This is a genomic window from Janthinobacterium sp. TND4EL3, from assembly GCF_900156175.1.
GTDB lineage: Bacteria > Pseudomonadota > Gammaproteobacteria > Burkholderiales > Burkholderiaceae_D > Janthinobacterium.
Map to the genome: position 1 here is coordinate 752,627 of NZ_FTMV01000001.1, position 18,724 is coordinate 771,350.

General features: G+C 63.2%; 17 protein-coding genes and 1 tRNA gene. 7 read left to right on the top strand and 11 right to left on the bottom strand.

Features of this window, described 5'->3' with window-relative positions; all coding sequences use genetic code 11:
- The first annotated feature begins 84 nt into the window (after nucleotides 1-84).
- From BXA07_RS03375 to BXA07_RS03385, 3 genes are read left to right on the top strand one after another with little or no spacing between them, the layout of a single operon-like run.
- Nucleotides 85-702, top strand: a complete 618-nt coding sequence (locus BXA07_RS03375; RefSeq protein WP_212592260.1) for an AIM24 family protein — start codon at nucleotides 85-87, stop codon at nucleotides 700-702.
- Nucleotides 703-719: 17 nt separating this feature from the next.
- Complete coding sequence (locus BXA07_RS03380; protein WP_076565523.1) at nucleotides 720-1,361, top strand: AIM24 family protein; 642 nt, start codon at nucleotides 720-722, stop codon at nucleotides 1,359-1,361.
- Nucleotides 1,362-1,364: 3 nt separating this feature from the next.
- Entirely contained in the window at nucleotides 1,365-2,102 is a 738-nt protein-coding gene (locus tag BXA07_RS03385; protein WP_076565525.1) for an AIM24 family protein, read from the top strand.
- Nucleotides 2,103-2,237: 135 nt separating this feature from the next.
- Here the strand turns inward: BXA07_RS03385 and BXA07_RS03390 are convergent, their stop codons facing one another.
- Both BXA07_RS03390 and BXA07_RS03395 read right to left on the bottom strand, forming a co-directional pair.
- Nucleotides 2,238-3,035 (bottom strand): enoyl-CoA hydratase, encoded by a 798-nt coding sequence (locus tag BXA07_RS03390; RefSeq protein WP_076565526.1) that lies wholly within the window; start codon nucleotides 3,033-3,035, stop codon nucleotides 2,238-2,240.
- Between the two features lie 41 nt (nucleotides 3,036-3,076).
- Nucleotides 3,077-3,706: a head GIN domain-containing protein gene (locus BXA07_RS03395; RefSeq protein WP_076565528.1), complete on the bottom strand. Its 630-nt coding sequence runs from the start codon at nucleotides 3,704-3,706 to the stop codon at nucleotides 3,077-3,079.
- 68 nt (nucleotides 3,707-3,774) lie between these two features.
- Between BXA07_RS03395 and BXA07_RS03400 the strand changes: the two genes are divergently transcribed.
- Nucleotides 3,775-4,440, top strand: coding sequence for a flavin reductase family protein (locus BXA07_RS03400; RefSeq protein WP_348532949.1), 666 nt, complete (start codon nucleotides 3,775-3,777; stop codon nucleotides 4,438-4,440).
- 107 nt (nucleotides 4,441-4,547) lie between these two features.
- Here the strand turns inward: BXA07_RS03400 and gdhA are convergent, their stop codons facing one another.
- The 5 genes from gdhA to BXA07_RS03425 all read right to left on the bottom strand — a co-directional run bounded on the left by gdhA (nucleotide 4,548) and on the right by BXA07_RS03425 (nucleotide 11,205).
- Entirely contained in the window at nucleotides 4,548-5,891 is a 1,344-nt protein-coding gene (gdhA, locus tag BXA07_RS03405; RefSeq protein WP_076565530.1) for an NADP-specific glutamate dehydrogenase, read from the bottom strand.
- Between the two features lie 212 nt (nucleotides 5,892-6,103).
- The gene (locus BXA07_RS03410) at nucleotides 6,104-7,351 is read right to left on the bottom strand and encodes a DUF819 family protein (protein ID WP_076565531.1); all 1,248 of its coding nucleotides are present in this window, start codon (nucleotides 7,349-7,351) and stop codon (nucleotides 6,104-6,106) included.
- 183 nt (nucleotides 7,352-7,534) lie between these two features.
- Complete coding sequence (gene yegQ, locus BXA07_RS03415) at nucleotides 7,535-8,896, bottom strand: prephenate-dependent tRNA uridine(34) hydroxylase TrhP (RefSeq protein ID WP_076565533.1); 1,362 nt, start codon at nucleotides 8,894-8,896, stop codon at nucleotides 7,535-7,537.
- Between the two features lie 92 nt (nucleotides 8,897-8,988).
- Nucleotides 8,989-10,377, bottom strand: a complete 1,389-nt coding sequence (locus BXA07_RS03420) for an FAD-binding oxidoreductase (protein ID WP_076565707.1) — start codon at nucleotides 10,375-10,377, stop codon at nucleotides 8,989-8,991.
- Nucleotides 10,378-10,566: 189 nt separating this feature from the next.
- A complete protein-coding gene (locus tag BXA07_RS03425) occupies nucleotides 10,567-11,205 on the bottom strand; it encodes a TetR/AcrR family transcriptional regulator (RefSeq protein WP_076565534.1) in 639 nt (212 codons plus the stop codon).
- A 105-nt stretch (nucleotides 11,206-11,310) separates the two neighbouring features.
- Between BXA07_RS03425 and BXA07_RS03430 the strand changes: the two genes are divergently transcribed.
- The gene (locus BXA07_RS03430; protein WP_076565536.1) at nucleotides 11,311-12,519 is read left to right on the top strand and encodes a TCR/Tet family MFS transporter; all 1,209 of its coding nucleotides are present in this window, start codon (nucleotides 11,311-11,313) and stop codon (nucleotides 12,517-12,519) included.
- Between the two features lie 29 nt (nucleotides 12,520-12,548).
- On the opposite strand, the gene BXA07_RS03435 is transcribed toward BXA07_RS03430, so the two are convergent.
- From BXA07_RS03435 to BXA07_RS03445, 3 genes are all read right to left on the bottom strand, one after another.
- On the bottom strand, nucleotides 12,549-12,797 hold the full coding sequence (locus BXA07_RS03435) for a DUF1059 domain-containing protein (protein WP_076565537.1): 249 nt from the start codon (nucleotides 12,795-12,797) through the stop codon (nucleotides 12,549-12,551).
- Nucleotides 12,798-12,869: 72 nt separating this feature from the next.
- Entirely contained in the window at nucleotides 12,870-15,233 is a 2,364-nt protein-coding gene (locus BXA07_RS03440) for an acyl-CoA dehydrogenase (RefSeq protein ID WP_076565539.1), read from the bottom strand.
- Nucleotides 15,234-15,376: 143 nt separating this feature from the next.
- The gene (locus BXA07_RS03445; RefSeq protein ID WP_076565540.1) at nucleotides 15,377-15,727 is read right to left on the bottom strand and encodes a hypothetical protein; all 351 of its coding nucleotides are present in this window, start codon (nucleotides 15,725-15,727) and stop codon (nucleotides 15,377-15,379) included.
- Nucleotides 15,728-16,406: 679 nt separating this feature from the next.
- Between BXA07_RS03445 and BXA07_RS03450 the strand changes: the two genes are divergently transcribed.
- Complete coding sequence (locus tag BXA07_RS03450) at nucleotides 16,407-17,537, top strand: SEL1-like repeat protein (RefSeq protein WP_083708008.1); 1,131 nt, start codon at nucleotides 16,407-16,409, stop codon at nucleotides 17,535-17,537.
- Nucleotides 17,538-17,726: 189 nt separating this feature from the next.
- Here BXA07_RS03450 and BXA07_RS03455 read toward each other — a convergent pair.
- Nucleotides 17,727-17,802 (bottom strand) — tRNA-Phe (locus BXA07_RS03455).
- Between the two features lie 117 nt (nucleotides 17,803-17,919).
- Here BXA07_RS03455 and BXA07_RS03460 point away from each other — a divergent pair.
- Nucleotides 17,920-18,690 carry a hypothetical protein gene (locus BXA07_RS03460; protein WP_244556156.1) on the top strand — a complete coding sequence of 257 codons (771 nt, stop codon included), beginning with the start codon at nucleotides 17,920-17,922 and terminating at the stop codon, nucleotides 18,688-18,690.
- The last annotated feature ends 34 nt before the right edge of the window (nucleotides 18,691-18,724 follow it).

Here is an 18,724-nt window from a genome sequence, read left to right on the forward strand (position 1 = left end):
AATAGCGCTTGCATGGCGGTAAGCCCCCCGGTATCTTGTCGAACAGCCATGGCTTTGTGCCCTGGCATTCTTGGGGAGTCGCGCGTGACCAGTTTCCGCACCAATACCGACCGCCTGCTGGAAGTGCGCCTGCAGGACGAAAAAGTGCTGGCCATTGCCGGCGCGATGGTCGCCTATACGGGCAGCATCAAATTTGAAAAATCCCTGCTGGGCGGCGAGGGCATCTTCGGCGCGCTCAAGCGCAAGGTGACGAACGAAGGCATGCAGCTGATGCAGGCTTCAGGCAGCGGCACCGTGTTTTTCGCGCAGAATGCGGCCGAGATTACCGTCATGGCGCTGGCCGGCGAAAAGCTGACCATCGAAAGCAGCAGCCTGCTGGCCTACGACACGGGCCTGAAGACGGGCACCAGCTTTGCGGGCCTGCGCGGCGCCAGCTCGGGCCAGGGCCTGTTTTCCACCACCGTCGAAGGCCACGGCAACCTGGCCGTCATTTCGCGCGGCAACCTGATCATGCTGGAAGTGACGCCTTCCCACCCGCTGCGCGTGGACCCGGACGCCTTCGTCGGCTTCAAGGGCGATATCCGCCAGGAATTTGTTTTTGATGTCAACTGGCGCACCATGATCGGCCAGAGCTCGGGCGAATCGTACCAGCACAAATTCACAGGCCAGGGCGTGGTGTTCATCCAGCCCGCCGAACGTTAAGTCAGCGAGGACCCGCGATGCCTGTCTATCAGCAGATCAATGAAAAGATGCTTGAGGTCAAACTCGGCAATGAAGAAGTGTACGCCCGCAAGGGCGCCATGGTGTCTTACCAGGGCGACGTGGCGTTCAGCCGCTCCTTCCTGGCCGGCCAGGGCGTGCAAAGCCTGGCCATGCGCGCCGTCACGAACGAGGGCTACGCCCTGATGTCGGCGCGCGGCACGGGCAGCGTGTTTTACGCGCAGGGCGGCCTGTTCGTCACCATCGTCCCCGTGCGCGGCGAAACGTTCTATGTGGAAAGCGACTCCCTGCTGGCCTTCGATGCGCGCCTGACGGCCGGCACCATGTTTCTCGGCAACCAGGGCGGCGTGCAGGGCGTGGTGCGCGGCATGGCCACGGGCCAGGGCTTGTTTACCACCACCCTGCAAGGCACGGGCGAGGTGGCGATTTTGTCCGACGGCAATGCCATCGGCTTGCCCGTCACGCCGGACGTCCCCGTCTTCGTCGACCCGCAAGCGTATATCGGCCACACGGGCCAGCTGAGTTCGACCATCGTCACGGACCTGAACTGGAAAACCTTCGTCGGCCAGGCGTCCGGCGAATCGTACCAGGTGAAGTTTACGGGCCAGGGCACGGTCTACATCCAAGCGAGCGAAAGGTAAGCCATGACGATATACAACCCCGATACCTTGCCGAAGAACGATAAGCTGAACCGTTTTGCGTATGTCATCGACGTCAAGGAACAGATCTTCATTCGCAAGGGCAAGATGATCGCCTTCTATGGCGAGCTGCGCTTCGAAGCCATGGGCAGCAGCGTGCTCGACTTGATCGTGCGCAATGCCTTCAATGCACCGAAATACGTGCACCACTTTGTCGTGGCGCAAGGCCAGGGCCAGTTGATCCTGGGCGACAACGGCAACGACCTGGCGTGCTACGACCTGGACGACGCCAACATGACCATCCGCGCGAAAAACCTGCTGGGTTTTACCAAGGACGTGATCTGCCAGGAATCGACCTTGCCCGGCTTTTTGACCATGATAGGCACGGGCAAGGTGATTGCCTCGTCGAACGGCCCCGTGCACTTCCTGGCATTGCCGTGCCGCGTGGACGAGCAGGCCGTGCTGGGCTGGGCCGACTGCCCCAGCCCCTCGTATCACTACGATTATGCCCACGTGCAGGGCTGGGCCTCGGCCGCCGGCGCGCTCACGGGTTTCAGCCTGTCGGGCGAGGAAAAGCAGATCGACTTCACGGGCGCCGGCACGGTGCTGGTGCAGTCGTCCGAACTGGACGTGATGGGTAGTTCGACCCTGATGCAGCTGCTGGCGCAATTGCCGCTGCTGGGCAAGGAAGACCTGGGCAAGCTGAGTCTTTCCGTGCAGCAGCAGATGAAGGACAGTCGTTAAGACCAGGAAGTCCAAGAGTACCTGACAGAACCGTAGCGAGCGGAAGGGAGAGGTAGCCGAGAAGCGCAACCGTACTGAAGTACGGTGAGCGTCGCAGGCTGCCTATACCGACGCGCAGTAGGTTCGGTCAGGTACTCAAGGCCGCGCCCAGCCGGGCGGCCGTTTCTCCAGAAAGGCGGCGACGCCTTCCTCCGCATCCTCTTCCATCATGTTGCGCGCCATCACGTCGCCCGCGTACGCGTAGGCCTCGTCCAGCGGCAGCTGGCGCTGGCGGTAGAACATCTGCTTGCCGTAGCGGACGGCCGTCGGGCTTTTCGCCATGATTTGCTGCGCCAGGCGCGCCACGGCCTCGTCGAGCGCCGCGTCGGCCACCGTTTCGTTGACCAGGCCCCAGTCGGCGGCCGTGTCGGCGTCGATGAAGCGGCCCGTCACCAGCATGTCGAAGGCCCGCTTGGTCGAGACATTGCGCGACAGGGCCACGGACGGCGTGGCGCAGAACAGGCCCACGTTGATGCCGGACACGGCAAATCGGGCCGAGGCGCCCGCCACGGCCAGGTCGCAGCTGGCGACCAATTGGCAGCCGGCCGCCGTGGCGATGCCATGCACGCGGGCAATCACGGGCACGGGCAAGGTTTGAATGGCTTGCATCACGCGCGAGCATTGCGCGAACAGGGTTTGATAGTAATCAAGCCGGCGCGTGGCCTGCATCTGGCGCAGGTCGTGGCCCGCGCAAAACGCCTTGCCTTCGGCGGCCAGCACCACGCAGCGCACGTCGGGCTGCTGCGCGATGAGGTCGAGTTCGGCCTGCAGCGCCGCCAGCATGGCTTCCGACAGGGCGTTGAATTGCAGGGGGCGGTTCAAACGCAGGGTGACGAGGCCATCGTGCTCTTCGCGCAGCACCAGCGGCGCCCCGGTATCTTGTAAAGCGGTCATGCGGTCTCCAGTGGCCTGATGGCCTGTTTTTATGGAAAAGCTTACTTGGCGGCATTCACGCTGCCGATGCCGGCGATCGACTTGTGCACGATCTTCGGCTTGCCGTAATAAATCAGTTCGCCCATGCCGCGCACGACGGCGTTCAGTTCGCCCGAGGAATACACCTTGACGGAGCCGATGCCGTCGAAATTGACGTCGACGTTTTTCGCCAGCAAGGCTTTCGTGTCGACTTCGCCCACGCCTTGCGCCTTCAGGCGCAGCCAGTCGACCTGGCCATCGGCGGCCAGGCGGCCCGCGCCCTTGTAGCTGATGTCGACCCGTGGACCATTGAGCTTGGTCAAGATCTTCTCGCCCGCGCCTTCCGCTATCAGCTTGCGCAAGGTGGGCATGGTGATGATGACGCGCGGGTCGCCCTCGGTCTTCTTGATATCTTTATCCTTCATGGAAATTTTCAGCTCGCCATCGACCACTTCCGTGATCACGCCGCTGAGAAATTTCTGGTCGCCGCGCAGCAGCAGGCTTTGCTCCTTGCCCGATTCCACTTCGATGCTGATGGGGCCGCGGATGTCGATGGCGTTGAAGGCGGCGACCATGCGGCTTTGCTCGTCGGCATGCGCGAAGGAGGCGAGGCAGGCAAGGGACAGGGCGGACAACTGGAGCAGATGGCGCATGGCGGTTTCCTTGAGTAGTTGATCAGCGTATTCTATGTTGCAAAATCTCCAAGGTGGAGATATTTGCGATGAACGGCACAAATCGCGGTGCGGACGACACGCCGCCGCCGGCCAGCCGCGCGCCCGGCCAGGCGCTGTTCGGCTATGCTATGGGGTACCCGCGTCCTGGAGACCAGATGAAAAATTACCACAAAGAAGATTATCCCGTCGCTGATATCCGCCGCTTCCTTGAACCGGGGCCGGTGGTACTCGTCAGCTCCACCTGGAAGGGCGAGAGCGACGTCATGACCATGGCCTGGCACATGCTGATGGAATTGTCACCGTCGCTGCTGGGCTGCTTCATTTCCGACGCCAACCACAGCTATGAAATGATCAAGCGCAGCATGGAATGCGTGATCAACCTGCCCACGGCCGACATGGTCGACCAGGTGGTGGCCATCGGCAATTGCAGCGGCGAGGACACGGACAAGTTCGCCGCCTTCGGCCTGACGCCGCAGCCGGCCGAACAGGTGGGCGCGCCGCTGATCGCCGAGTGCTACGCCAACTTCGAATGCAAGCTGGCCCAGGTGGCGGGCAACCCGAAGGGCGGCTTCTTCATCTTCGAGTGCGTGAAGGCCCACGTGGCCACTTCGCCCAAGCTGCCCGAGACCCTGCATTACCGGGGCAATGGCGAGTTCATGGTGTCGGGCCGCACGATCAGCCGCAAGAGCCTGATGAAGCCCCAGATTAGCTAGTCGTAGGTCGGACTAGCGCGGCTATGCCGCGCGTAATCCGACAACACTACCGGCCGCGCCAACCATGTTGTCGGATTACGGCGCCTTGCGCCTAGTCCGACCTACGCTTAAATGACACCTTGCGCCAGCATGGCATCGGCGACTTTGACAAAGCCGGCAATATTGGCGCCATCCACATAGCTGACGGTGCCGTCGGCGCGCGTGCCGTACTGTTTGCACGCGGCATGGATGCCTTGCATGATCTGCAGCAAACGCGCGTCGACTTCCTCGCGCGGCCACGAAATGCGGGCCGCGTTCTGGCTCATTTCCAGGCCCGACGTGGCCACGCCGCCCGCATTGCTGGCCTTGCCCGGCGCGTACAGCACGCCGGCCGCCTCGAACGCTTTCGCCGCTTCGATGGTGGTGGGCATGTTGGCGCCTTCGGCCACGCATTGCACGCCATTGGCGATGAGCAGGCGCGCATCGTCGATGTTCAGTTCGTTTTGCGTGGCGCAGGGCAGGGCGATATCGACCGGCACATGCCATGGCGACACGCCCGCCTCGAAGCGCACGCCCGTGCGTGCGGCGTAGTCGCTGACCCGGCCATACAGATGGTTCTTGACCTCCATCAGGATGGCCAGCTTTTCCGGCGTAAAACCGGCTTCGTCGATGACGGTGCCGCTGGAGTCGGAAACGGTGATGACTTTCGCGCCCATGGCCATGGCCTTTTCCACCGCGTACTGCGCCACGTTGCCCGAACCGGAGACGGACACGCGCATGCCTTCGAAGGAGCGGCCCCGCGTCTTTAGCATTTCTTCGGCGAAATACACGGTGCCGTAGCCCGTCGCTTCCGGACGCATCAGCGAGCCGCCGAAGCTGGCGCCCTTGCCCGTAAACACGCAGTCGGCGCGGTTGCTGAGCTTTTTCATCATGCCGGCCATATAGCCCACTTCGCGCCCGCCCACGCCGATGTCGCCGGCCGGCACGTCCGTGTCCGCACCCACGTGGCGGAACAGTTCGCTCACGAAGGCCTGGCAGAAGCGCATCACTTCTCCGGGGCTCTTGCCCTTCGGATCGAAATCGGCGCCGCCCTTGCCGCCGCCCATCGGCAACGTGGTCAGGGCATTCTTGAAGGTTTGCTCGAAGGCAAGGAATTTCAGTACGGACAGGGTGACGGACGGGTGGAAGCGGATGCCGCCCTTGTACGGCCCGATGGCCATGCTGTGCTGGATGCGGTAGCCGCGGTTCACTTGCACTTGCCCGTGGTCATCGACCCACGACACGCGGAACATCACCACGCGCTCCGGCTCGATCAAGCGTTCCAGCAAGCCTTGTTCCGCGTATTTCGGGTGCTGCTCCAGGAATGGCCACAAGCTCTCCATGACTTCGGTGACGGCTTGCAGAAACTCGGGCTGACCTGGATTGCGTGCGGCGACATGCTGGACATACTCGTGAGCAGATGCGTATTTCATCAGAATTCCATGGAGGTGAACGGTTATTTGGGCAACTATCATCGCAGATTTCGCACAAAAATGGTGCGAAAATTTGGTTTTGAGGGGTTTCTGCTACATTGTGGGGAGTTTTCAGGACTCTGCGAAAGCTGCGGGGAGAAACGACAACGCCAGCCCGAAGGCTGGCGTTATTATCATGATTGCAAGATTGGCCGGTCAGGCCAGGACAGGCGTCAGCTCGCCATGCCGCGCAAGATCAAGCCCGTGATGTAGGCGCCATAGGTGCCCAGCGCGTAGCCAAGCACGGCCAGCAGCACGCCGACGGGGGCCAGGGCCGGGTGGAAGGCGCTGGCGATGACGGGGGCCGAGGCGGCGCCGCCGATGTTCGCTTGCGATCCCACGGCCATGAAGAACAGCGGTGCGCGGATCAGCTTGGCGACGAGCAGCATCAGGCCGCCGTGCACGGCGATCCAGATCATGCCCAGCAGGAACAGGAAGGGCTTGTCGAGCAGGGCTTTCAAGTCCATGTGCATGCCGATGGTCGCCACCAGCACGTACAGCATGGCCGAGCCGATGGTCGAGGCGCCCGCGCCTTCCAGGCTGCGCGCCCGGGTAAAGCTCAGCAGCAGGCCGAAGGTGGTGGCCAGCACGACGATCCAGAAGAAGTTCGACGTCAGGCTGTAATCCTGCAAGCGCCATTCTGCCGGCAGCGTGTTGATCCAGCTGATGATGGGGCCGGCCAGGAAGTGCGACAGGCCCGTCACGCCCAGGCCCACGCCGAGGATGATCATGATGTCGGTCAGATTGGCCACGCGCGCGTGCTGGGCACGGTAGCTTTCGATGCTGTCCTTGAGCGCATTGATGGCGGACAAATCGGCACCGGTCCAGCGGTCGAAGGCACCCGCGCGGCCTGCCAGGAACAGCAGCACGGCAGTCCAGACGTTGGCCACCAGCACGTCGACGGCGACGAACTGGCCGAACAGCGTGGCGTCCACTTCAAACACTTCCTTCATGGCGGCCTGGTTGGCGCCGCCGCCTATCCACGAGCCGGCGACGGTCGTCATGCCGCGCCAGGTGTCGCCCGCCACCGTTTCCGGGTGGATCAAACGCAGGGCCTCGAACGAGACGAGGGCGCCCAGCATGACGCCGAGTGTTCCTGTAAGAAACATGATGATGGCCTTGGGGCCGAGGCGGATGATGCCGCCGAAATCGATGGCCACGCACAGCAGCACCAGCGCGCTGGGCAGCAGATAGTCGCGTGCCACGGCGTACAGGCCGGAAGCATTGCCGTCGATGATGCCAAACGTGTTGAGCAGCGCCGGGATCAGGTAGCACATCAACAGGGAAGGGATATATGTGTAAAACTTTTTCCAGAAGCCATTGGTGCGGGAGGCGGTCCAGAAGACGCCTCCCAGGGTCATGGCGAGCAGGCCGAGGACGACGGCGTCATTGGTGATGAGGGCAGGTGTGGCAGGTGGCATCGGGGATTCCGGTGAACGTGTCAGGAACGCACCGGGATCCGATAACGGCCCCGGGCGCAGGGTGGCCGTATCGTATAGCAATGTTGAGGCTTAAACAAATTGTTTAAGCGGTGGTCTGCAGATTTTTTCTTGTCAAATCAAACACTTGTGGACTGCTCGCCACCGTGTGCAGCAGACTGGCGGTTACAAATAGCGGGCCAGCAAGGCTTTATTCAGCGCTCCGTCGAGTTCGATGCGCACGAAGTGGCCGCTGCCTGGCGCCACCTGGATCTCGCTGCCGTCATCGGCCAGCATGCGCGCTATCGTGAAGTCGCGGTTGCCGCCCGGGTGCAGGGCTTCGATGCGGTCACCCACGGCGAAGCGGTTTTTGACTTCCACCCTGGCCCAGCCATCGGCCACGCTCAGCACGTCGCCCACGTACTGGCTGCGGTCGGCCTCGGACGCGCCGCGCATGTAGTTCTGGTGCGTCTGCGTGTGGTGGCGCTGATAAAAACCGTCCGTGTAGCCGCGGTTGGCCAGGCCTTGCAGCTGGCCCAGCAGGCTGATATCGAAAGGGCGGCCCGCCACGGCGTCGTCGATGGCCTGGCGGTAGACCTGTGCCGTGCGCGCCGCGTAGTACAGCGACTTGGTGCGCCCCTCGACCTTCAGCGAATCGACGCCGATCTTGACCAGGCGCTCGATATGCTCGACGGCGCGCAAGTCCTTCGAATTCATGATGTAGGTGCCGTGCTCGTCTTCGAGGATGGGCAGCAGCTGGCCCGGGCGCTGGGCTTCCTCGATGAAATACGGCTGGTCGGCCAGCGGGTGGCGCGGCTGCTGGTGCAGGGCGGAAAACGCATTGTTGTCGGCTTCGGCCAGCGCCTGGTGAAATTCCAGCGGCACCACCTGCATGGCGCCCAGGTCGCCGCTGGCGTCTTCGGCCGCATTCTTGACCTTGTAATCCCAGCGGCAGGAATTCGTGCACGTGCCCTGGTTCGGGTCGCGGTGGTTGAAATAGCCGGACAGCAGGCAGCGGCCCGAATAGGCGATGCACAGGGCGCCGTGGACGAACACTTCCAGTTCCATTTCCGGGCAGCGCTGGCGGATTTCCTCGATCTCGTCGAGCGACAGTTCGCGCGACAGGATCACGCGCGTCAGGCCCATGCGGTGCCAGAACTTGACGTCGGCCCAGTTGACGGCGTTCGCCTGCACGGACAGGTGGATGGGAATCTCCGGCCACTTGTCGCGCACCATCATGATCAAGCCCGGATCGGCCATGATCAGGGCGTCGGGGCGCATGGCGATCACCGGTTCCATGTCGCGCAAATACGTTTTCAGCTTGGCGTTGTGGGCAAAGATATTGCTGGCGACAAAGAATTGCTTGCCGCGCGCATGCGCACCGTCAATGCCCTCCTGCAAGGCTTGCAAGGTCGAAAAGTCGTTATTGCGCACGCGCAAACTGTAGCGTGGCTGGCCCGCGTAGACGGCGTCGGCGCCATAGTCGAAGGCGGCATGCATCTTGGCCAGGGAGCCGGCAGGCAGGAGGAGTTCGGGAGCGTGGCGCATGGAGGAGGGGCAAAGCCGGCGATTGTAAGCGGGCGGCCGGCGCATTGCATTGCCCTGGATCAAGGGATTGCAAGGCGCCGCAGCGTGGCACGCTAGGCGGCCGGACAGATGTTCTGGTTGGCGCGGAACAGGTTGGCGGGATCGTATTGCTTCTTGATGCGCGCCAGGCGCGGATAGTTCACGCCATACGCGTCGGCCGTGCGCCCGCCTTCATCCTCGGTCAGGAAATTGACGTACACGCTGCCCGTCGCATACGGTGCGGCTTCGTTGAAGAAGTCGCGTGCCCAGGCGATGCAGCGCGCGTCATCGGCCGGTTCGTCCCAGCGCGTGTGCACGTTCATCACGTACAGGGCGTCGCGGTGCGGATAGGCCGTATCCTGCGGCGCCGGCCGGCTCGCCTGCGCGCCCAGCAGGCCGAGGAAGATTTCGCATTGCGGCGTCGGCAGCTTGCCCGCGTGGCGGATGACGGTATCGATGGCCGCGTCGCTGAGCTGCGTGAAGTTATGCGATTTCCAGTAGTTGAGCGCGCCCGGCGTGAGCAGCGCATCGAATGCCTGCTGCCAGGCCGTGTACGGCATCTTCCCCAGGTGCATGCCCAGCGGCTGGCCGAAGCTGCCGATGCGCTCGATGGCCTCCTGCATGGCGGTCGACTGCACGGGCGAAAAGACGGGCAGCACGAGCACGTCCTGGCCATGCACGTCCGGTGCCAGGAAGGGCAGCGGCGGTGCCTTGCGCAAGACGGCCCAGACGGTCAGTTCATCGGGCATGCCATCGACGAAATCGCGGTATTTCGTCAGCACCTCCTTCGCTTGCGCGTAGGGGAAGACGATGAGGCCCGCCGTGATTTCCGGCCCCACCGGATGCAGCTGGAATTCGAAGCGCGTGACCACGCCGAAGTTGCCGCCGCCGCCGCGCAAGGCCCAGAACAGGTCGGGATGCCCGGTTGCGCTGGCATGCAGGAATTGTCCGTCGGCCGTGACGACGTCGGCCGCCAGCAGGTTGTCCGCCGCCAGGCCCAGTGTGCGGCTGAGCCAGCCAAAACCGCCGCCCAGGGCCAGCCCCGCCACGCCCGTGGTGGAATTGATGCCCAGCGGCGTAGCCAGGCCGAACGCCTGCGCCTCGTGGTCGAAGTCGTGCAAGGTGGCGCCGCCTTCGACATGGGCGCGCCGCTGTTGCGGATCGATATGCACCGAGCGCATGTTCGACAGGTCGATCACCAGCCCGTCGTTGCACAGGGCGCTGCCGGCGATATTGTGGCCGCCGCCCCGCACGGCAAGGGGCAGGCCGTGGTCGCGCGCCCAGGACAGTGAAGCGCGCACGTCCGCCGTGCCCGCGCAGCGCACGATGAGGGCCGGATGCCGGTCGATCATCGCATTCCAGACGGCGCGCGCGCTGTCGTAGCCGGCGTCGTTCGCTTGTAAAAGCTGCCCTCTCAATGTGGCTTGCAGCGCATTGAAATGGCCATTCGTCAAGGTATTCATCATGTACCTCCCTACAGTTGCAGGTGCTTGCGGTAAGAGTGACGGAAAACAGGGGACTGTTCCGGCGCGCCAGCGCGCATGCAGCGCCAGCTAGCGCGTGGTTTCATGATAGGAAGCGGCCAGGCGGTGCGCAAGCAGCGGCACCGGTCAATGGGGAAAGGAAGCGGAGGGATTGTCCTGCGCCAAGTTTCAGGCGTAAGGCGTGCCCGCCATGGCGGCGTTCAAGCCTGCGTGCCCCTGGTCCACGAGGGCGAGAAAAGCGGCCTTGGCCAGTTGCGCGTCGCCATGCCGGCGGAAGGCGCGGTGCGCCTCGATGAGGGCCGTGCTCCAGGTGGCCAGCAGCAGGCTGGCCGCCAGCCGGGCGAGGGGATCGCCGCTTTCCCGTCCCGTGCCGTCCGTCAGCGCTTGCGCGACCGCTTGCGCCAGCTCGTCGCGGATCGCCCGCGCCCGCGCCTTCAGGGTGTCGCTGGCCTCGATGGTGGCAATGAAACCCTGGCCGGCGGCGGAAAACGTGACGTAGGGACTGTCCTCGGCCACCAGGCGGTGCGCCAGCAGGCGCAGGGTTTCGATGGGGGAAACGGCGGGGTCGCGCTGGCGCAAGGCGGCGCGCAGCAGCTCGCGTCCCTCTTCTTCGCGGTCGAAGAACATGTCTTCCTTGCGGGGGAAGTGGTTGAACACGGTCATGCGCCCGACATTGGCGGCCGCCGCGATCTCGTCCACCGTCACCTGCTCGAAGCCGTGCACGAAGAACAAGCGCGTGGCGGCATTCGAGATGGCTTGCCGAGTGGCAAGGCGTTTACGGGAGCGGAGGTCGGCAGGTATCGTCATGTTGCCCCGATCATACACGAAGTGTACTGAGTACAGATAAGGCTTGGTGGTGCAGCCAGGCTGGGCATACTATTTGTGTACTGAGTACATAATTAGATTGAGTATATGAAAGTATCCATTTCCGTGGCAGCGCTGCCCGTCATCTTCGCCACCGTCGCGCTCGACGCCGTCGGCATCGGCCTGATCTTCCCCATCCTGCCGGCGCTGCTGCGCGACGTCACCGGTGCCGATAGCGTGGCGCCGTACATTGGCATCATGACGGCCCTGTATGCGCTGATGCAGTTCGTTTTTGCGCCCGTGCTGGGCGCGCTGAGCGACCGCCTGGGGCGGCGTCCCGTGCTGCTGCTCTCCTTGGCGGGCGCGGCCGTCAATTACCTGTTCCTGGCCTTCGCTCCCAGCCTGTGGATGCTGCTGCTGGGGCGCGCCATCGCAGGATTGACGAGCGCCAATGTGTCCGTGGCCACGGCCTACATCACCGATATTTCCCCCGAAGAAACGCGGGCGCGCCGCTTCGGCTTGCTCAACGCCATGTTCGGCGCCGGCTTCATCATCGGCCCCGTGCTCGGCGGTGCGCTCGGCGATTACGGGCTGCGTTTGCCGTTCATGGCGGCGGCGATCTTGAATGCCGGCAACTTGCTGCTGGCATTGCTTGCGCTCCCCGAATCACGCATGCCCACGCGTGAAGCTATCGACCTGGCGGCATTGAATCCCCTGCGCCCGCTGCGCTGGGTTTTGTCTCAGAAAAGCTTGCTGCCGATCACCGCCATCTTCTTTGCCTTCAGCGCGGCCGGCGAAGTGTATGGCGTCTGCTGGGCGCTGTGGGGCCACGATGCGTTCGAGTGGAACGGGCTGTGGATCGGCCTGTCGCTGGGCGCCTTCGGCGTGTGCCAGGCGCTGGCCCAGGCTTTTCTGCCCGGTCCGGCCGTTAAGCTGCTGGGCGAGCGCGCCGCCATCCTGGCGGGCGTGGCCAGCGCCTGCGTGGCCCTGGTCGTCATGGCCTTCGCCACCTGCAGCTGGATGATTTTCGCCATCATGCCCGTGTTCGCCCTGGGCGGCATCGGCGCGCCGGCCCTGCAGTCGCTGGCCACGCGGCAAGTGGCCGACGACCGGCAAGGCCAGTTCCAGGGCGTGCTGGCCTCGGCCGTGAGCCTGGCGTCCGTGCTGTGTCCACTGGTGTTTTCCAGCATCTATTTTGGCGTGAGGGCGCACTGGCCCGGCGCCGTCTGGCTGTCGGTGATCGTCGTGTATGCGGCGCTGGTGCCGCTCGTGCTGGCCCTGGACGTGACAACGCCAGCCCGCGAGCTGGCGTCCTGAACTATCCAACCGGCAAGACCGGCGCGCACCTAGTGGGTGTGCGCAGCGCTGCCGCTGCTGCCGGCCTGGCCGCTCATGGGCAGGTGTTCGGGCGGCATGCCGTCCTTGAACAGCTGACGCAGCTGCTGGCGCAGCTCCGGCGTGTCGTCGTGATGGTGCACCGAGACCGCGTGCTGCACGGCAATACCCAATAATTCTTCCTCGCTGTCGGCCGAGATGGCCACCGAGCAATGCGTGTCGCTGGGGAATTCCCGGCAATCGATGAATTTGCGCGTCATGATCGACTCCTTTCTGCAAGAAACGGGCACAGCACCCGTTCAACCTCAGTATAGGCCGCAAACCGGCCGGGCCTAGGCCGCGCGGCTTTCGCCAGCATCATCTGGAAGGCGTGCGGCGCCGTCGCCTGCCTGGTGCGCCGCATCGGGCGCAAAATCGTTGACCTGTATCAAACCGTCGACCAGGCGCGCATATTCCAGCAAGGTATTGTGCTCCTGGCAGCTGATGGTGCCTGCCGCCTTGGCCGCAGCCAGCCACGGCTGCATGGCGGACAGGCTTTGCGGCAGGTGCCGCAGGGCCGCGCCTTCGGGCGTGTCTTTCAGGCGCTTTTCGATGGACAGTACTTCCGGCAGCAGGGCCAGCGCCCGCTCGGCGCCGGCCACGGGATCGGCCGCATCCTGCGCCACGAAGCCGTCGGCCAGCAGGCGTTCGCGGTCGGCGCCCGGTGTTTGCAGGGCCAGCGCCACCTCGCTGCCCAGCTCGTCGGACGGCGGACGGTGGGGCAGGCCGAACGGGAACAGCAAGGTGCGCAGCAGCACGGCCAGCACGCGCGCGGGGAAATTGTCGAGCACGCCCGTCAAGCCTTGCTGTGCCTTGACCAGCGCATCCTGCAGCGACCAGTGCACATAGGGCAGGTCGGCCTCGGGCCGGCCATCGTCTTCGTAGCGCTTCAGCACGGACGACGCCAGGTACAGCTGCGAGACCACGTCGCCCAGCCGGGCGGACAGCCGCTCGCGGCGCTTGAGTTCGCCACCGAGCACGAACATCGACATATCCGTCATGACGGCAAACGCCGTCGACAGCCGTGTCAGGGCGCGGTAGTAGGGCGCCAGCGCGGGCGCGCCCGCATCGGGCACGGCCGCCAGGCGCGCGCCGCCGAGGCCGTACCACAGCCCCCTTGCCAGGTTGCCCAGCACAAAGCCCACGTGGCCGAAGAAGGCCGCATCGAAATCGCGCAGGGCCTGGCGGCCGTCGCTTGCACTGACGGCGGCCATTTCCCTCAGTACATAAGGGTGCGCGCGGATGGCGCCCTGGCCGAAGATGATCAGGCTGCGCGTGAGGATGTTGGCGCCTTCGACGGTGATGGCGATGGGAATCTGCTGGTAGGCGCTGGCAAGGAAGTTGTTGGGGCCGCTGCAGATGCCCTTGCCGCCGAGAATATCCATGCCGTCATTGACGAGCGCGCGGCCCCGTTCCGTGACGTGGTATTTGACGATGGCGGAAATGACGGCCGGCTTTTCGCCCAGGTCCACCCCCAGCGCCGACAGCGTGCGGGCCGCGTCCATCAGGTACAGGTTGGCACCCATGCGCGCCAGCGCTTCCTGCACCCCTTCGAACTTACCGATGGGCATGTTGAACTGGCGCCGCACGGCCGCATACGCGCCGGTGCCGCGCACGGCCATCTTGCCCATGCCCACGCTGGACGAGGGCAGCGAGATGGCGCGTCCGGCCGCCAGGCATTCCATCAGCATGCGCCATCCCTTGCCCACTTGGGCCTGGCCGCCGATGACCCAGCCGATGGGAATGAAGACATCGTGGCCGGAAGTCGGGCCGTTCTGGAAGGCGGCGTTCAGGGGGTGGTGGCGCCGGCCGATCACCACGCCGTCGTGGCTGGCGGGGATCAGCGCGCAGGTGATGCCCGGTGCGTCGTTGTCGGACAGCAAGTGGTCGGGATCGCTGGTCTGGAATGCCAGACCCAGCAAGGTCGCCACGGGCGCCAGGGTGATGTAGCGCTTGTTCCAGCTGAGGCGCAAACCCAGGGTAGCTCTCCCCTCGTGCACGCCCATGCAGACGACGCCCAGGTCGGGAATGGCGGCCGCATCGGAACCCGCATACGGGCTGGTCAGGGCAAAGCAGGGAATCTCCGTGCCGGCGGCCAATCGCGGCAGATAATGGTTTTTCTGTTCTTCGGTGCCGTAGTGCAACAACAACTCGGCCGGTCCCAGCGAATTGGGCACCATCACGGTCACGGCCAGCGCCGAGCAGCGGCTCGACAGTTTCATCACCACTTGCGAATGCATGTAGGCGGAGAATTGCTTGCCGCCGTATTGCTTGGGGATGATCATGCCGAGGAAACCCTGGCTTTGCATGTAGGCCCAGGCTTGCGGTGGCAAGTCGAGTTGCTGCTGGGTTTCCCAGTCGTTGACCAGCTCGCACAGATGTTCGACGTCGTGGTCAAGAAAGTGGCGCTCTTCGGCGCTGAGGGCGGGCGGCGCATAGGCCAGCAATTTGGACCAGTCGGGCCGGCCGGAAAACAGGTCGGCATCCCACCACGTCGTGCCCGCCTCAAGCGCGTCGCGCTCCGTATCGGACATCGTCGGCAAGATGCGCTTGAACAGGGCCAGCAGGTGCGGGGTAATCAGTGCGCGGCGCACAGGGCCGGGCGCGAACAGTAAAACCAGGCCCAGCAGGGCCACCAGCAGTATGAGCGTCAGCATGCGATATCTCCCTGTGTCATGACGACAGGGTAGGCCGATGCGGCCGATGTTACTGTGCGGTACTGCGCATACGCGCAAAGCCAACCGGATCGGTTGGCTTTGCGTGGGAACAAGCTTGCCGATGATGGCCGGCGCTAACAGAATTAACGTTGCGGAACGACAATCACCGTGTCGCCCGTCTTGCCCTTGGCGCCGTCGTCGCCCTTGGCGCCGTCGTCGCCCTTGGCGCCATCGTTGCCTTGGGCGCCGGTAGCACCCTTGGCGCCGTCGTAGCCGGCGGCACCGCTGTCGCCCGTCTGGCCCGTGGCGCCCGTGGCACCGGTCGCGCCGGCAGGCGCTTCAGCGCCCTTGGCGCCGGTGGCGCCGGCAGGACCCGGCGCGCCGGCCGGGCCGGGAACGACTTGCACGACGGTCGGCGCGGGTGGCGCTTCGCGCTGGCAAGCGGTCAGGGCGAGGGTAGAGGCGAGCGCGAGCAATATCAGGGTAGGTTTCATGATGCATCCTTTGGCAGTGAGCCGTAATGTACGGAACGGCTCGACGGCGTCGGGCGCGAGTTTCGCATGGCGGTGTGGCGGGAGAGCTGACCAGCCGACCCATCAGCCGTGTCGCGCAGAGCGCTGGCGGCGGGAGGGGAAGTGATGGTCTGCCTGCAGCATGGGCCCTTGGACGGCTGCAGTCCGTTCGTTTGCGTACATAGCGGCGGATGGAAGGTTTTTGCTATGTGCTGCTGAATTTTTGGTGCCCCGGTGGTATCGAACCACCGATACAAGGATTGTCAATTCCGATACTGGTCGATATCAAATAAACCATACTTGTATTTATCTTCGAGGCAATTCCTGAAAATCAACATGGTGCAATCAATCTGGCATCCCGGAGTGCCGTGTGCGCGCAGCAAACCATAGTTGATCAAGGGCAACGATCTCTCATTCTGGTCATCGGCTGCCGCATAAAAGGTAGACACTCTCTACTGACCAGTCCGAGTGCCTCTTCGAAACGAACGTCAACTTCGACGGCGTTTGCCCCTGATATCGATGGCACGAACGACCTCTGGCATCGGGAACTCTACCGTGGATATCGCTATCGTCGGCCGAACGGTTCGGCCCGCATTCCAATGCAGCGACTTTCCGTCTAAATGGTTTGGAAGAAATTTTTTCTGATAAAGGTCATTCAACCATGAAATTCTATTTTTTGACATGTCTGTTGACACTCGCACTTGCTGCCGAAGCGGCTATGTCGTCCCCCACATTAGACGAAGTCAACACAGCATATGAGGCGAAAGATTACCCTGCGTCCTTAACGGGCTACGCGAAACTCGCTGCGGATGGTAATGCAGTGGCGCAGAACAAGTTGGGTGAGATGTACGCCAACGGCGTGGGTACTTCAAAAGATGAGCAACGGGCGGTTTCATGGTATCGAAAAGCTGCGGAGCAGGGCTTGGCCGATGCGCAGCAGAACCTGGCCGTAATGTACGGCAAAGGCAAGGGAGTCCCTCAGGATTGGCAACAGGCTCTGGCTTGGCATCGCAAGGCGGCGGAGCAGGGCTACGCTCTCGCACAGTTTTTCATGGGAGGGATGTACGAATTCGGACGTGGGGTTTCCAAGGATCCAGTGCAGGCTATCAGTTGGTATCGCAGAGCCGCCGATGATGGGTTTGCTCGTGCGCAATATCGTATGGGAACGGCAGCGGCAGACGGGTGGGGCATGCCTGAGGACGGACAGCAGGCGGTGACCTGGTATCGCAAGGCTGCTGAACAAGGGCATGCCAACGCACAGCTTGAATTGGGCTTGGCGTTCGCCAATGGGGATGGTGTCCCGAAAGACGAGCAGCAAGCGGTGAGCTGGTATCGAAAAGCGGCGGCGCAGGGGAGTGCGCGTGGACAGTTCAGTTTGGCATTGGCTTATGTCAACGGTACAGGCGTCCCGCGTGACGAAGAGGAAGCTTCGACCTGGTATCGGAAGGCTGCGGAGCAAGGCTACGTCGACGCCCAATACAATCTGGGTGTGCTGTATGCCAGTAGTCGCGGGCCTATCAAGGATGAGAAGCAAGCGGTTAAATGGTATCGCCGAGCGGCGGATCAAGGCGATGCTGGTGCGCAGTACAATTTGAGCTTGATGTACCTTTACGGCAGAGGCGTCCCGCAGGATATTCAGCAAGCTTATTTCTGGTGCCTGTTATCTAGCTTCAGAGGCCATAAAGCCGCAACCCTATCCAGGATACTTGCTTCCTTTGACAGCAATGAGACAGCCGCGGCGCATGAAAAAATGTTTGCAAAGGTTAAGGCATGGGTGCCAAGAACTGAATAGGCCTAGGCCCTGATCTCAGGCGGTCGTGCTCGGCATGGTGGAGTATATTAACGCTGAGCAATAAGCGGAGCCGCCCGACGTACGGTGGCCGACCAGGCATCATGGATGGGCCGGGGCACAGATTTTTTGAGCTTGTAAACAAAAAAGCCAACCCGAAGGTTGGCTTTTTGCTATGTGCTGCTGAATTCTTGGTGGCCCGGGGCGGAATCGAACCACCGACACAAGGATTTTCAATCCTCTGCTCTACCGACTGAGCTACCAGGCCAAGGCGGCGAATTATAGCAGAAAGACTTTCCACCTGACCAGAGGAAGCTGTGTTCAAATGCAACAGATGGCCAAAACATGGTGTTTTGGCATCCATATGTGACATGGGGATACGGCGATGCAAGGACGTGAAGGAGTGCGGTGGCTGGCGGTGGCGGCGGTGTGCAGCCTGTTTTGCGGTACGGCACGGGCCGATGGCCTGGCCGACCTGAATGGGGCGCTGGCGCGGCTGCAGGGGCAGACGCCCGTGAAGGCGCAGGTGGAATCGAAGACCTGGCGGCGCGAAGGCGAAGGCAAGGAGGCGGAAGAGGACAGCGGCCAGGCCACGGTGGCTGTCGAGGGCGGGCCGGCGGGCTTGCAAGTGCTGTACAGCAAGGAGTTGCTGGCGAAGGTGGAAGCCGAGCAGCGCGCCAAGGTGAGGGACCCGAAGACGAAGACGCCGACCGGCTTTGCGCTGGGGGAAATGAAGGCGACGGAGTTGCGCTCCATGGTGTCGGCGGCGGGCGCCCTGTCGCGCGAGATCGACGAAGCCGTGTTCAGCGGCGAAAAGGTCGATAGCTACAAGGGCAAGCCGGCGCGCCTGCTGAGTTTCACCTTGTCGCTCGACAAGGTGCCTGAGAAAGACCGCAAGTATGTGAAGAAGTTCGACGGCGGCATCGACGTGTGGATCGCCGCCGACGGCACGCCGCTGGCCAGCCATTTTCATATCGATGTGAGCGGGCGCGCCTTTGTCGTCGTCAGCTTTACGCAAAAAACGGACGAGACGCGCCAGTATGGCGTCAGCGGCGACCATTTATTGTTGCTGCGCAAGGAGAGCAGGAATGCTACCTCGGGTGCGGGCGAGAAGGTGGAAAGCAAAATCATCAAGACCTTGCAGCTGCAGTCCTGAAACGTTGCAAAAACTTCCCAAGCCGCTGATCCAG